This window comes from Nocardioides sp., assembly GCF_036401255.1.
GTDB lineage: Bacteria > Actinomycetota > Actinomycetes > Propionibacteriales > Nocardioidaceae > Nocardioides.
This window is the reverse complement of the sequence record NZ_DASWVI010000379.1, coordinates 1-13,658: the sequence shown is the minus strand read 5'-3', so window position 1 is coordinate 13,658 and position 13,658 is coordinate 1. Positions and strand designations below refer to the sequence as shown.

At 72.2% G+C, this 13,658-nt stretch carries 14 protein-coding genes and 1 pseudogene; 11 read left to right on the top strand and 4 right to left on the bottom strand.

The features are described from left to right. Both VGD85_RS17695 and holA read left to right on the top strand, forming a co-directional pair. A partial coding sequence (locus VGD85_RS17695) for a ComEC/Rec2 family competence protein (RefSeq protein WP_331064750.1) occupies positions 1 to 982 on the top strand: 982 nt, incomplete at its 5' end. Positions 983 to 994: 12 nt separating this feature from the next. After that, positions 995 to 1,987 (top strand): DNA polymerase III subunit delta, encoded by a 993-nt coding sequence (gene holA, locus VGD85_RS17690; RefSeq protein WP_331064749.1) that lies wholly within the window; start codon positions 995 to 997, stop codon positions 1,985 to 1,987. Between the two features lie 90 nt (positions 1,988 to 2,077). Here holA and rpsT read toward each other — a convergent pair whose 3' ends face one another. Both rpsT and VGD85_RS17680 read right to left on the bottom strand, forming a co-directional pair. Next, positions 2,078 to 2,338, bottom strand: a complete 261-nt coding sequence (gene rpsT, locus VGD85_RS17685; protein ID WP_331064748.1) for a 30S ribosomal protein S20 — start codon at positions 2,336 to 2,338, stop codon at positions 2,078 to 2,080. Between the two features lie 208 nt (positions 2,339 to 2,546). Then, complete coding sequence (locus VGD85_RS17680) at positions 2,547 to 3,509, bottom strand: phosphotransferase (RefSeq protein WP_331064747.1); 963 nt, start codon at positions 3,507 to 3,509, stop codon at positions 2,547 to 2,549. A gap of 73 nt (positions 3,510 to 3,582) precedes the next feature. Here VGD85_RS17680 and VGD85_RS17675 point away from each other — a divergent pair, with 73 nt between their 5' ends. Genes VGD85_RS17675 through VGD85_RS17660 form a run of 4 tightly spaced genes read left to right on the top strand, consistent with a single transcriptional unit; the run spans position 3,583 to position 8,171 of the window. Next, on the top strand, positions 3,583 to 5,307 hold the full coding sequence (locus VGD85_RS17675) for a thiamine pyrophosphate-dependent enzyme (RefSeq protein ID WP_331064746.1): 1,725 nt from the start codon (positions 3,583 to 3,585) through the stop codon (positions 5,305 to 5,307). Between the two features lie 28 nt (positions 5,308 to 5,335). Then, complete coding sequence (locus tag VGD85_RS17670; RefSeq protein ID WP_331064745.1) at positions 5,336 to 5,746, top strand: hypothetical protein; 411 nt, start codon at positions 5,336 to 5,338, stop codon at positions 5,744 to 5,746. 50 nt (positions 5,747 to 5,796) lie between these two features. Next, positions 5,797 to 7,659: a translation elongation factor 4 gene (lepA, locus tag VGD85_RS17665; protein ID WP_331064744.1), complete on the top strand. Its 1,863-nt coding sequence runs from the start codon at positions 5,797 to 5,799 to the stop codon at positions 7,657 to 7,659. After that, on the top strand, positions 7,656 to 8,171 hold the full coding sequence (locus VGD85_RS17660; RefSeq protein WP_331064743.1) for a GNAT family N-acetyltransferase: 516 nt from the start codon (positions 7,656 to 7,658) through the stop codon (positions 8,169 to 8,171). Before lepA ends, VGD85_RS17660 begins: the two co-directional genes overlap by 4 nt. Here VGD85_RS17660 and VGD85_RS17655 read toward each other — a convergent pair. After that, the gene (locus VGD85_RS17655) at positions 8,161 to 8,478 is read right to left on the bottom strand and encodes a transcriptional regulator (protein WP_331064742.1); all 318 of its coding nucleotides are present in this window, start codon (positions 8,476 to 8,478) and stop codon (positions 8,161 to 8,163) included. The genes VGD85_RS17660 and VGD85_RS17655 overlap by 11 nt on opposite strands. Next, positions 8,475 to 8,924, bottom strand: coding sequence for a hypothetical protein (locus VGD85_RS17650; RefSeq protein WP_331064741.1), 450 nt, complete (start codon positions 8,922 to 8,924; stop codon positions 8,475 to 8,477). Before VGD85_RS17650 ends, VGD85_RS17655 begins: the two co-directional genes overlap by 4 nt. A gap of 70 nt (positions 8,925 to 8,994) precedes the next feature. Between VGD85_RS17650 and VGD85_RS17645 the strand changes: the two genes are divergently transcribed. From VGD85_RS17645 to VGD85_RS17625, 5 genes and pseudogenes are all read left to right on the top strand, one after another. Continuing rightward, on the top strand, positions 8,995 to 9,915 hold the full coding sequence (locus tag VGD85_RS17645) for an aminoglycoside phosphotransferase family protein (RefSeq protein ID WP_331064740.1): 921 nt from the start codon (positions 8,995 to 8,997) through the stop codon (positions 9,913 to 9,915). Positions 9,916 to 9,940: 25 nt separating this feature from the next. After that, positions 9,941 to 10,588, top strand: a complete 648-nt coding sequence (locus tag VGD85_RS17640; protein ID WP_331064739.1) for an MOSC domain-containing protein — start codon at positions 9,941 to 9,943, stop codon at positions 10,586 to 10,588. A 94-nt stretch (positions 10,589 to 10,682) separates the two neighbouring features. Next, positions 10,683 to 12,524: an AMP-dependent synthetase/ligase gene (locus VGD85_RS17635; RefSeq protein ID WP_331064738.1), complete on the top strand. Its 1,842-nt coding sequence runs from the start codon at positions 10,683 to 10,685 to the stop codon at positions 12,522 to 12,524. A 135-nt stretch (positions 12,525 to 12,659) separates the two neighbouring features. Beyond that, complete coding sequence (locus VGD85_RS17630; protein WP_331064737.1) at positions 12,660 to 13,337, top strand: hypothetical protein; 678 nt, start codon at positions 12,660 to 12,662, stop codon at positions 13,335 to 13,337. Next, positions 13,337 to 13,658 (top strand): annotated as a pseudogene (locus VGD85_RS17625) (DNA polymerase Y family protein); the annotation flags it as partial. The gene VGD85_RS17630 and the pseudogene VGD85_RS17625, both read left to right, overlap by 1 nt.

The following is a 13,658-nucleotide window of genomic DNA, read 5'->3' as shown; positions in this document are numbered from 1 at the left end:
GGTGGTCGCCACCCGCGGCGCCGACCTGCCGTCCGCCGCCCTCGCGTGGGGCACGGGGGCGGCCTCGCTCCTCGCGCTGACCCTGCTCGTGACCGTCGTCGCGCTGGCGGGCCCGCTGGTGCTCCGGCGCCGGTCCACCGGCCTGGCCTGCTGCGCGGTTCTGGTCGTGGCCGTGCTGGTCCGGGTGCCGACACCGGGGTGGCCGCCCGCCGGGTGGGTCCTCGTGGCGTGTGACGTCGGCCAGGGGGACGCGCTCGTGCTCAACGCCGGGCCGCACACCGCCGTGGTGGTCGACGCCGGCCCCGACCCGGGTCTCGTGGACGCCTGCCTCGATCGGCTCGAGATCGACGCCGTCCCCCTGGTCGTGCTGACCCACTTCCACGCCGACCACGTCGACGGGCTGCCCGGCGTGCTCGGCGGCCGGACCGTGGGCGCGGTCGAGACGACCCGGCTGCTCGACCCGCCCCAGGGCGTCGCCGAGGTGGGTGAGGCGCTCGCGGGCACCGGTGTCGAGGCGGTCCCCGCGCCGTACGGTGCCACGCGTCGCGTGGGGGCGGTCTCCTTCCAGGTGCTCTGGCCGCCGGCCGACTCCCCGACGGTGGGCCCGGGCGACGGCAGCACGGCCAACGAGGCCAGCGTCGTGCTGCTCGTCGAGGTCGGCGGGCTGCGGCTGCTGCTGAGCGGCGACGTCGAGCCGGAGGGGCAGGCCGCACTCGCTCGAGCGCTCCCCGGGCTGCGCGTCGACGTGCTCAAGGTGCCGCACCACGGCAGCCGCTACCAGGACGAGGACTGGCTGCTCTCGCTGGGCGCCCGAGCGGCGCTGGTCTCGGTCGGGGCCGACAACGACTACGGCCACCCGGCGGCCTCGACACTGGACCCGCTCACCGACGCGGGGATCCGGGTGCTGCGCACCGACCGCGACGGCGACATCGCGGTGGTCGGCGACGGCTCGGACGGCGGGCTGTCGGTGGCCACGCGTTAGGGTGAGCGCACCATGGCAGGTCCCTCGCAGCCGCGCGCGGCAGACGTTCTGGGCCGGGTCACGCTGGTGACCGGCAAGGAGGAGTTCCTCAACGAGCGGACGGTCGCCGCGGTGCGTGCCGCGGTCCGCGCCCACGACGCCGAGGCCGAGCTCGCCGAGTCCGCCGCGAGCGACCTCACGCTGGCGACCCTCGGGGAGCTCGCGGCTCCGTCGCTGTTCTCCAGCATCCGGTGCGTGGTCGTGCGCGGCCTCGAGAACCTGCCCGAGGAGTCCGTCGAGGGGCTCGTGGCCTATGCGGCGGCGCCGTCCGAGGACGTCGCGCTGGTGCTGGTGCACGGCGGCGGGCAGAAGGGGAGCGGCACGCTCACCAAGCTGCGCAAGCTCGCGTCGGTCACCGAGTCCAAGTCCGGCGAGCTGCGGCCCTCGGAGTTCCCCGGCTTCGTCGCCGCCGAGGTGCGCAGTCACGGCTCGACGATCGACCAGGAGGCCGCCGACTTCCTCGTGCAGGCGGTCGGCCAGGACCTGCGCTCACTGTCGGCGGCCGCCGACCAGCTGACCAACGACTTTCCCGGGCAGCCGCTGAGCGTCGAGAAGGTCAAGCAGTACTTCGGCGGTCGCGCCGAGGCCAAGTCGTTCGCGGTAGCCGACGCGGCGTTCTGGGGACGTCGCACCGCCGCGCTCGAGGAGCTGCGGTGGGCCCTCGACGGTGGCACCGCGCCGGTGCTGGTCACCTCGGCCTTCGCCGGGGGAGCGCGGGGGGTGGCCCGCTACAAGGCGGCACCGCGCGGGATGCGCGAGGCCGACCTGGCCCGCGAGGTGGGCGTGCCGCCGTGGAAGCTGCGCACGATCCGCGACCAGTCCCGCGGCTGGTCCGACGGCGGCATCGCCCGGGCGATCCGCGCGGTCGCCCAGGCCGACGCCGACATCAAGGGCGCGGCCAGCGACCCGTCGTACACCCTCGAGCGGCTGGTCCTGACGATCACCGCCCTGCGCGAGCCCCGCTGATCGTTCCCGAGGACGCCCGCCGACGCCCGACCCCGAAATGACGTCGACCCGCCCGAGACTCTCGGGCGGGTCAACGTGGAAGATCTGAGCTCAGAGAGAGGCGGCCTTCTTGGCGATCGCGGACTTGCGGTTCGCGGCCTGGTTCTTGTGGATGACACCCTTCGAGGCGGCCTTGTCCAGCTTGCGGGCGGCGTCGCGACCCAGCGCCACGGCGGAGTCCTTGTCGCCGGCCTCGGCGGCCTCGCGGAACTTGCGCACGGCGGTCTTCAGGCTGGTCTTGACCGCCTTGTTGCGCTCGTGACGCTTCTCGTTCTGCTTGTTCCGCTTGATCTGGGACTTGATGTTCGCCACTGGAGCAGCCTTCTGGTCGGTGTGGACAGGGTGTGATGTCAGGGGTGCGCATCGGCGTGCGGACAGCCGGACACGCGACGGACAAGGTTAGCAGCGCCCCGCTCAGCCGCCCAAATTCACCCGCAGCTCGCGCGGAGCCTGCGACGCGCGAGCGTCAGCGGGGGAGGTTGAGGAGGGCTCGGCTGAGACACGCGCGCCAGGGCGGGGCTCAGCGACCCGTCTCGAAACCCCACCCGCGCCGCTCGCAGAGCCACTCCCAGCACACCTCGCCCTGCCAGCGCTGCGCGTCTCGCATGTACGGCGAGGTCGGCGGCACCGGCTGGTCCGCGGATCGCAGGAAGTAGCCGGTGACGAGCGCGAGCACGATGTCGATCGCCTCCGGGTCGAGGTCGCGGGTGAGCGGCGAGTCCGCCAGCACCGCGTCCACGTCCAGCCCGTCACCCCGCGGCCCGATCAGCAGGAACAGCGTGTCGAGCCACGAGGCCCCGGTCACCGGCCAGTTCCAGTCGCACAGCAGCACCCGGCCGTCCGGGGCGAGCAGCAGGTTGTCGTCGCGGACGTCGGTGTGCACCAGGGTCGTCCCGCCCGTGACCTCGGTGAACCGCGCGGCCAGGGCGGCGGCCTCCTCGGCGTGCTCACGGCGGACGTCGTCCCAGTACGCCGGCCACTCGGCGAACTCGGTCGCGAACTCGTCGACGACCAGGCCCTCGGGTGGTGGGGTGAGCGTGGTGGCCATCCGCTCGGTCATCGCCACGCACGCCGCCAGGTCCTCCGATCGCCACGGCCGGGCCGGCTGCCGCGCCGCGACGTACTCGATCCCGAGCACCACCCAGTCCTCCGGATGTCCGGTGTCGTGCAGCCACCGCAGCCGGGGTGCGGGGGCATCGGCCGGCAGGGCGGTGAGCTTGCGCGCCTCCTCGCGGTAGGCCTCGGCGAACAGGCGCTGCGCCTTCTGCGAGGCGGCCTTCACGAAGTGTCGCGAGCCGTCCGCACAGGTCAGCACCGACGCGAAGCCGGGGGTGAAGCCCGCGCCCTGCGACTCCGCGTCGACCACGGGCGAGCCGCACCGCTCCTCGACGAGGGCCCGGATGCGCGGCGGCAGGTGCGGCCACTCGAGCCGTCGGGCGGTCTCGCCGTGGGGGATGGTCGTCGGACGGCGTACGGCGCTCACGCGTCCATCCTCGTGCACGCCGGTCGGCGGCCGCGAACCGATTGCCCCAACCCGGCGCGGGTACTCCCGACCCATGACCACCGTCGCTGAGCTGCTCATCCAGGCCCTTGCCGACCACGGCGTCACCCAGGTCTGGGGCGTGGTCGGCGACGCCCTCAATCCCGTGACCGATGCGATCCGCCGCGAGGAGCGAGTCGACTGGGTGGGCGTGCGCCACGAGGAGGCCGGTGCGTTCGCGGCCGGCGCGCAGGCGCAGCTGACCGGTCGGCTCGGTGTGTGCATGGGCACCGTCGGCCCTGGCGCGATCCACCTGCTCAACGGCCTCTACGACGCCAAGAAGTCACACGCGCCGGTCCTCGCGATCTGCGGACAGGTGCCCCGGGAGGAGATCGGCACCGACTTCTTCCAAGAGGTCGACAACGAGGTGCTGTTCGCCGACGTCGCGGTGTTCAACGCCACCGTGAGCACGGCCGAGCAGTTCCCGGCCCTTCTCGAGCAGGCCGGCAACGCGGCGCTCCAGCAGCGTGGCGTCGCCGTGCTCACGCTCCCCGGCGACGTGGGCGACCTCGAGCTGCCCAAGCACACGCCGGTGCCGCGCTTCGTCACCGACCAGCCGGCCGCAGCGCCGACCCCCGAGTCGGTCTCCGCGGCCGCCGCCGCCATCAACGCCGCCGACCGGGTGGCGCTCCTCGTCGGCCATGGCGCCGGCCACGCGCGGGCTCGGGTCCTCGAGCTCGCCGACCGGCTCGGCGCGCCCATGGTCGTCACGCTGAAGGGCAAGGAGGCGTTCGACGGCGACAACCCGTTCGAGGTCGGCCAGTCAGGCCTGCTCGGCAACAAGGCGAGCGCCGTCGCGTTCGAGGGATGCGACCTGCTGCTGATGCTCGGCACCGACTTCCCGTACAAGGCGTTCTACCCCGACGGCAAGGTCGTGGTGCAGGTCGACGCCGACGGCTCCCACATCGGCCGCCGCCACCCGGTCGACCACGGCGTGGTCGGCGACACCGGCCTCGCGCTCGACGCGCTGCTCCCGCTGCTCGAGCCCAAGGCCGACCGGTCGCTGCTGGAGGAGACACGCTCGTCGTACGACGCGTGGCGCGAGCGCCAGGTGCACCTCACCGACCCCGACTACGAGAGCAAGCCGCGCGGGCTGCTGCGCCGCAAGGCCGAGAACCCCGACGGCCGGGTCCGGCCCGAGCTGCTGGCCGCCGCGCTCGACCGGCACGCCACGGCGGACGCGGTGTTCACCTCCGATACCGGCATGGCGACGACGTGGCTGGCGCGGTTCGTCCGGATGGGCGGCGGTCGCCAGCTGCTCGGCTCCTACAACCTCGGCTCCATGGCCAATGCGATGCCCCAGGCGCTGGGCGCCCAGGCGCTGGACCGCACGCGCCAGGTCGTGGCGTTCTGCGGCGACGGCGGGGTGTCGATGCTGCTCGGCGACCTCATCACCGCGGCCACCCACGACCTTCCGGTCAAGCTGGTGGTGTTCGACAACGGCAGCCTCGGGATGGTGCGCCTGGAGATGGAGCAGGTCGGGCTCCCGGCCTTCGGCACGACGTTGGAGAACCCCGACTTCGCCCGGGTGGCCGAGGTGATCGGCCTGCGCGGCATCCGGGTCGACGACCCGCACGCGGTGGACGCGGCGGTCCGCGAGGCGCTGGCCCACGACGGGCCGGTGCTGCTCGACGTGCTGACCAACCCCTCGGAGATCGCCGTACCGCCCAAGCCGACGCTCGAGCAGGGCTGGGGGTTCGCGATCGCCAAGACCAAGGAGTTCGTCGAGAGCGTGGATTAGGGCCTGAGGACTCCCTAGCACGCTGCCCGTGACGGCTCCCACTCCCTATGTGTTCTTCCCTGGCACGGCTCGCGAGGCCTTGGGCTTCTACGGCGACGTGTTCGGCGGCACCGTGCACCTCAACACGTTCGCCGAGTTCCGGCGCGACGACGGCCCCGGGGACGCGATCGCCCACGGCATGCTGGTCGAGGGTCCGGTGGCTCTCTCGGGCGCGGACGCGGCGGGCGACGAGCGCCCCGTGAGCTGCGAGGGCCTGATGCTCTCGCTGCTCGGCACGGCCGAGCCCGCGACCATGCGCACGTGGTTCTCGCGGCTCACGGAGGGGGGCAGGGTCGTCGACGACCTTCAGGTGCGGCCGTGGGGTGACTGGGACGGCCAGGTCGTCGACCGGTACGGCCTCCACTGGCTGATCGGGTTCGCGGGCGAGAGCGTGGACTGATCGCCACGGAGTAAGGCATTCCGGCGCCCCGATGGAACAATGGCGCCACCATGAGTGCACCGCAGCCCGGCCAGACCCCTCCGGCCATCATCCGGAACTTCTGCATCATCGCGCACATCGACCACGGCAAGTCGACCCTGGCCGACCGGATGCTGCAGCTCACCGGCGTGGTCGACGAGCGCAGCGCCCGGGCGCAGTACCTCGACCGGATGGACATCGAGCGCGAGCGCGGCATCACGATCAAGAGCCAGGCGGTGCGGATGCCCTGGACGGTCCCCGCCGGCAACACCGCGGGCGCCGAGCCCGGCACCTACGTGCTCAACATGATCGACACCCCGGGCCACGTCGACTTCACCTACGAGGTGTCCCGCTCGCTGGAGGCCTGCGAGGCCGCGATCCTGCTCGTCGACGCGGCCCAGGGCATCGAGGCGCAGACGCTCGCGAACCTCTACCTCGCGATGGGCGCCGACCTGCACATCATCCCGGTGCTCAACAAGATCGACCTGCCCGGCGCCAACCCGGAGAAGTACGCCGCCGAGCTCGCCGGCCTGGTCGGCTGCGAGCCCGAGGACGTGCTGCGGGTCAGCGCCAAGACCGGGATCGGCGTCCCCGAGCTCCTCAACGAGATCGTCCACCAGACGCCGGCACCGGTGGGGGAGGCCGACAAGCCGGCCCGCGCGCTGATCTTCGACTCCGTCTACGACACCTACCGCGGCGTGGTCACCTACGTGCGGGTGGTCGACGGCAAGCTCACCCACCGCGACCGGATCAAGATGATGTCGACCGGCGCGACCCACGAGCTGCTCGAGCTCGGCGTGATCAGCCCCGAGCAGGTCAAGGCCAACGAGATCGGCGTCGGCGAGGTCGGCTATCTGATCACCGGCGTGAAGGACGTGCGTCAGTCTCGCGTCGGCGACACGGTGACCACCCAGAACGGCCCCGCGAGCGAGGCGCTCGGCGGCTACAAGCACCCGAACCCGATGGTCTACGCCGGGCTCTACCCGATCGACGGCGACCAGTTCGGCGACCTGCGCGAGGCGCTGGAGAAGCTCCAGCTCAACGACGCCGCGCTCACCTACGAGCCGGAGACCTCCGGTGCCCTGGGCTTCGGCTTCCGCTGCGGCTTCCTCGGCCTGCTGCACATGGAGATCACCCGGGACCGCCTCGAGCGGGAGTTCGGCCTCGACCTGATCTCCACCGCGCCCAACGTGGTCTATCACGTCCAGATGGAGGACGGCTCCGAGGTCGAGGTCACCAATCCCAGCGAGTTCCCCGAGGGCAAGATCGCCGAGATCCGCGAGCCCGTCGTCCGCGCCACGATCCTGAGCCCGAGCGACTACATCGGCACGATCATGGAGCTGTGCCAGACCAAGCGCGGCAGCCTCCAGGGGATGGACTACCTCTCCGAGGACCGCGTCGAGATGCGCTACACCCTGCCGATGGGCGAGATCGTCTTCGACTTCTTCGACCAGCTCAAGTCGCGCACCAAGGGCTACGCGTCCCTGGACTACGAGCGATCCGGTGAGCAGGCGGCCGACCTGGTCAAGGTCGACGTCCTGCTCCAGGGGGAGCCGGTCGACGCGTTCTCCGCGATCGTGCACCGTGACGCGGCGTACTCCTACGGCGTGATGATGGCGGGCAAGCTCAAGGAGCTGATCCCGCGGCAGCAGTTCGAGGTCCCGATCCAGGCCGCGATCGGCGCGCGGGTCATCGCGCGCGAGAACATCCGCGCGATCCGCAAGGACGTGCTCGCCAAGTGCTACGGCGGCGACATCAGCCGCAAGCGCAAGCTGCTCGAGAAGCAGAAGGCCGGCAAGAAGCGGATGAAGAACATCGGCACCGTCGAGGTGCCGCCCGAGGCGTTCATCGCCGCGCTCTCCAACGCACCGACGGGGGAGAAGGGCAAGAAGTGACCCCACCTCCGGTCGTCCGGCCGGTTGCCGACAGCGAGTGGGGGATCGTCGCCTGGCTCTGGCAGGACTTCCGGCACGACCTCGGCGCCATCGTCGGCGGATTCCCGTACGCCGACGGTCGCTACCGGCACGAGTGGCTCGACGAGCACCCGCGGGCCGATGGTGCCGGCTACCTGGCCTGGCGGCCGCACCCGAACACCGGGGAGGACGCCCCCGTCGCGTTCGCGACGGTGCGCGGTGTCGGGTCCGGGACCTGCACGATGCAGGCGTTCTTCGTGGTGCCGGCGGCCCGACGCGGCGGTCTGGGCGGGTGGTTGGCTCGCGAGATCGTGGAGCGGCACCCCGGCGCCTGGTCGATCCCGTTCCAGCACGGCAACGAGGCGGCTGCCGCGTTCTGGCGCGGGGTGGCGAGCGAGCTCTGGGGCGAGGCCTGGGCTGAGGCCGAGGAGTCGGTCCCGGGCAAGCCGGACCTGCCGCCCGACCACTGGATCCGGACCACGCTCAGCCCTTGAGGATCGCCTCGAGCGCTGAGCGGTGGCGGGCGTAGGCCTTCTTCCCGTCGCGGGTGGCCGCGTACGTCGTCACGCTGCCGCGACCGCGGCCGGACTTGCGGGCGGTGACGTAGCCCGCGGCGGCCAGCGCCGACATCTGCTTGGACAGGTCGGACTCGCTGACCCCGAGGTGCTCGCGCAGCACTGCGAAGTCCGCCGCCGCCGACCGGCTGAGCAGCGCCATGGCCGCCAGTCGCTTCGGGGCGGTGAGGACCGGGTCGAGCCCCTCGAGCGCGGAGGCGGCCTCTCCGACGGCGGGCTCGCTCACGCGAGCCGCTCGCGGGCGCGGCGCGCGGCGTCGGCGTACGCCTGCTCGTAGCGCGCCACGACGAGCGTGACCGAGACGGCGACGAGCCCCACGGCCGCCACCAGGCTGACGGTCGCCAGCGCGAGGGCCGCCCCTGCGATGAGCGCGAGGGCCACGAGGAACCAGGCGATCGCGGACCGGAACTCGCGCGGCGGCCGGCCGGTGGGCCACATGCCGCCGCGGTAGCGGGTGTACCAGCGCAGGAAGGCCAGCTCGAGGATCACGAGGCTGAGCACGCCGAGGCTGTGGAGGAGGCCGTCGAGGCCGCCGAGGACCGCGGTGAGGCCCGCCGCCCAGAGGCCGGTGGCAGGTGGGTACCACCGTGGGGTGGGCGGGTAGTCCGTCCACGGTGCGGCCTCGGCACGCTCGGCCTCACGTAGCGCCTGGCGGATCTCGTCACTTTCCATGCTGGAAAGCTATCGAACACTTTCCAGATCGGCAAGTGATCGGTGACCACCGGTCTGGTGGGATGGGGGAGTGACGGTGGTGGTCCCGGAGGGGTTCTCGGCGTACGCCGGCCGCGGGCCGGAGTGGGCCGCGTTCCTCGACCGGCTCCCGGGCCTGGTGCGCGACCTGCTGGCGGACTGGCAGCTCACCGCGGATGGACCGGCGACGCACGGCTACTGCGCGCTCGTGCTGCCGGTGCGGACCGCCGGCGGGCGTCCGGCGGCGCTGAAGGTGAGCTGGCCGCACTGGGAGGCCGAGCTCGAGCACGTCGCGCTGCAGCGCTGGCACGGCGACGGCGCGGTCGAGCTGCTGCGCGCCGACCCGCACCGGTTCGCGCTGCTGCTCGAGCGCCTGCATCCCGAGGACCTCGGCGACGTGTGGGACGTGGAGGCCTGCGAGGTCGTGGGCGCCCTCTACGAGCGCCTGCACGTGCCCGCCCCGCCCCAGCTCCTCACGCTGTCCTCGTGCGTGACCCGGTGGTGCGACGAGCTCGCTGCGCTCCCGCGCGACGCGCCGGTGCCCCGGCGGATGGTGGAGCAGGCGGTGTCGATCGGCCGCATGTTCGTGGCCGACGAGGCCACCGACGGGTGGCTGGTGCACGCCGACCTGCACTACGCGAACGTCCTCGCCGGCGACCGCGAGCCGTGGCTGGCCATCGACCCCAAGCCGCTCAGCGGTGACCCGCACTACGAGCCTGCGCCGATGCTGTGGAACCGGTGGGAGGAGCTGCTCTCGGCCACGCGCAGCGTGCGCGATGGGATCCGGCTGCGGTTCCACACCCTGGTCGACGTGGCCGGGCTCGACGAGGCCCGCGCCCGCGACTGGGTCGTCCTCCGGATGATGTGCAACGCGCTGTGGCGGCTCCAGGACCCGCCCGGCACCGTCCGGCTGGTCCCGGACGACGACTACCTGACGCGCTGCGTCGCGGTCGCGAAATCGGTTCAGGACTGAGCCGTCGGCCTGGGAGGATGAGCGCGTGGCGATCCTGCACTCCGTGAACGTCGGCCTCGACCGTGACGCGCCGTACGCGAACCTCGGCCACTCCGGCATGGACAAGCGGCCGGTGGCCGGCCGCGTCGCCGTACGCACCCTCGGCCTCGAGGGCGACCAGGTCGGGGACACCAAGCACCACGGCGGCGTCGACCAGGCGGTCTACGTCTTCGCCCGCGAGGATCTCGACTGGTGGGCGGCCGAGCTCGGACAGGAGATCCGCGACGGGATGTTCGCCGAGAACCTCACCACGCGTGGCCTCGACGTCAACGGGGCCGAGGTCGGGGAGCGCTGGCGGATCGGGACGGCCGAGTTCGAGGTCGCCAGCGTGCGCATCCCGTGCAACGACTTCAAGGGCTGGATGGGCGTCGGTGGCTACGACAACCGAGCCTGGGTGAAGCGGTTCGGCGCGGTCGGCCGGCCGGGGCCCTACCTGCGGGTCCTCGTCGAGGGCGAGGTCGGCGCGGGTGACGAGATCGCCGTCGTCCACCGTCCCGGCCACGGCGTGACCGTCTCGACGATGTACCGGGCGCTGACCACGCGGACCGACCTGCTGCCCGAGCTGTTGCGCGTCGAGGGCCTGGTCGCCGAGGCGCGGGAGACGGCCGAGAAGTACGTCGCCGCCCGCGGCTGACGTCCACGTACTGGGGGTTTGCTACCCGCCAGTTCGACAAGTGATCTAGGTTACTCCGCAACCCCGTTCCCTCGGCCGTACCGCAGGAGTGCCCATGACCGCCCAGGCCAGCAGCGTCCCCAACTACGACGCCGGCTTCGTCGACAACCTCACCCAGAACTTCGCGCTCCAGTTCCTCGACCGCGTGGCGGCCTCCGCCGAGCGCGAGGCCTTCCGCTACCCCCGGGGTGAGGCGTGGGAGTCGGTCACCTGGCGGCAGGCGGGTGACCTGGTGGAGAGGCTCGCCGCCGGGCTGCTCTCGCTGGGCATCCAGTCCGAGCAGCGCGTGGGCATCGCGGCCGGCACCCGCTACGAGTGGATCCTCGCCGACCTGGCGATCATGTGCGCCGCGGGCGCCACGACCACCGTGTACCCGTCGACCAACGCCGAGGACACGGCGTACATCCTCGGTGACTCCGAGTGCCGCGTGGTCTTCGCCGAGGACGACGAGCAGATCGCCAAGCTCAAGGAGCACCGCAACGAGCTGCCGCACCTCGCCAAGATCGTCACCTTCGACGGCACGACCGACGGCGACTGGATCATCGGGCTCGACGACCTGGCGGAGCTCGGTGATGCCTACCTCGCCGAGCACCCCGGCGTCGTCGAGGAGACGGTCCGCTCGATCGCGCCCGACCAGCTCGCGACCCTGATCTACACCTCCGGCACCACCGGTCGGCCCAAGGGGGTGCGGCTGCTGCACCGCTCGTGGGTCTACGAGGGCACCGCGATCCAGGTGCAGGACATCCTCCACGAGGACGACCTGCAGTTCCTGTGGCTGCCGATGGCCCACTCGTTCGGCAAGGTGCTCCTCTCTGCGCAGCTGGCCTGCGGCTTCGCCACCGCCATCGACGGCCGGGTCGAGAAGATCGTCGACAACCTGGGCGTGGTCAAGCCGACGTTCATGGGCGCCGCGCCGCGCATCTTCGAGAAGGCGCACGCGCGCATCGTGACCATGCAGGCGGCCGAGGGCGGCGCCAAGGAGAAGATCTTCAAGAAGGCCTTCGAGGTCGGCATCGAGGTCGACCAGCACAAGCGCGAGGGCCGCTCGGTGCCGTTGCCGCTGCGGCTCCAGCACGGCCTGTTCGACAAGCTCGTCTTCAGCAAGGTCCGCGAGCGCTTCGGTGGCCGGGTGCGGTTCTTCATCTCCGGTTCGGCCGCGCTGAACGCCGAGATCGCCGAGTGGTTCCACGCCGCCGGGATCCTCATCCTCGAGGGCTACGGCATGACCGAGAACGCCGCGGGCGCCACGGTCAACCACCCGGCGACGTACAAGATCGGCACCGTCGGTCCGGCGCTGCCGGGCGCCGAGGTCAAGATCGGCGAGAACGACGAGGTCATGCTGCGCGGGCCGCACATCATGGCCGGCTACCACAACCTGCCCGAGGAGACCGCCGCCACGCTCACCGAGGACGGCTGGCTGCACACCGGTGACAAGGGCAGCCTCGACGCCGACGGCTTCCTCACGATCACCGGCCGGATCAAGGACCTGTTCAAGACCTCCGGTGGTAAGTACGTCGCGCCGTCGGCGATCGAGTCGAAGTTCAAGGCGGTCTGCCCCTACGCCAGCCAGTTCCTGGTGTTCGGCAACGAGCGCAACTACGTGGTCGCGCTGATCACCCTCGACCCCGACGCGATGGCCGGCTGGGCGGAGGAGAACGGCATGGTCGGCGCGTCGTACGCCGAGATCGTCAACTCCGACGCCGTGCACAAGATGGTGGGGGAGTACGTCGACGAGCTCAACTCGCGCCTGAACCGGTGGGAGACCGTCAAGAAGTGGCGCCTCCTCGACCACGACCTGACCATCGAGTCCGGTGAGCTCACCCCCTCGATGAAGGTCAAGCGCAACATCGTGGAGAAGAACAACCAGGAGCTGATCGACTCGCTGTACGGCGGGTGACGCGCCGGCGGGTTTCACCGGTCGGCCGGTGAAACCCGCACGACACGCCGAGGGGCATCGGCGTGTCGTGCGGGTTTCGGCTGACAGGTCCGGCCGCCCGATTGACTGACTCGAACACATGTTCGATGATGGGGTGTGGGCACCCCGACCAGCACCGCTGACACGATCGCGCAGCTGCGCGGCCGGATGGCGCGCATGCATGACGGCGTCCCGCAGCTCGCGCTCGAGACCCACCCGGCGCTGGCGGGGCTGGTCCAGCTGCGGGCCGGCAGCAGCTACGCCGTCGACAGCGCGAGCCTGGCGCTCGCGCTGATGGCCGGCCCGTCGCGGACGGGCAGCTGGTGCGCGGTCGTGGGGGTGGGCGACTTCGGGGCGGAGGCGGCGTACGCGCTCGGCATCGACCTCGACCGGACGGTGCTGGTGCCCGACCCCGGCGACCAGTGGCTGGAGGTGACCGCCGCGCTCCTCGACGTGGTCACCCTCGTGGTGGTCCGTCCGCCCGGACGGGTCCCCGAGCAGGTCGCCGGCAAGCTGGCCGCCCGGCAGCGCTTGCGCGCCGCCACCCTGGTCGCGCTGGAGGCACACCCCGGGGACTGGCCGCGCTGCGAGGTACGGCTGACCACCCGCGAGCCCGCCTGGTCGGGGGTCGGTCAGGGCGAGGGGCACCTACGGTCGCGTCGGCTGCTGGTCGAGGCCCAGCGGGGCTCGGCGCCGCCGCGCCGCGGGGCGCTGTGGTTCCCCGCGGCGGACCAGACCTACCGCCGCGCCGAGCCGGCCGTCGCGCCCGCCCGGGTCGTGGAGGAGGCCAGCTAGTGGTCGCACGGGTCATGGTCGTGTGGTGCCCGGACTGGCCGGTGGTCGCCGCCCTGGTCGACGAGGGGCTGCCGACGCACCTGCCGGCGGCGGTGTTCAGCGCCAACATCGTGCAGGCGTGCAACGGCGGCGCCCGGGCCTTCGGCGTACGCCGCGGGATGCGCCGCCGCGACGCGCAGTCGCGCTGCCCCGAGCTGTTGGTCTACCCCGCGTCGCCCGACCGGGATGCCCGGGCCTTCGAGCCGGTGCTCGCCGCCGCCGAGGAGCTGCGACCGGGGGTGGCGCCGCTGCGGCCGGGGCTGCTGGCGCTGCGCGCGCCGG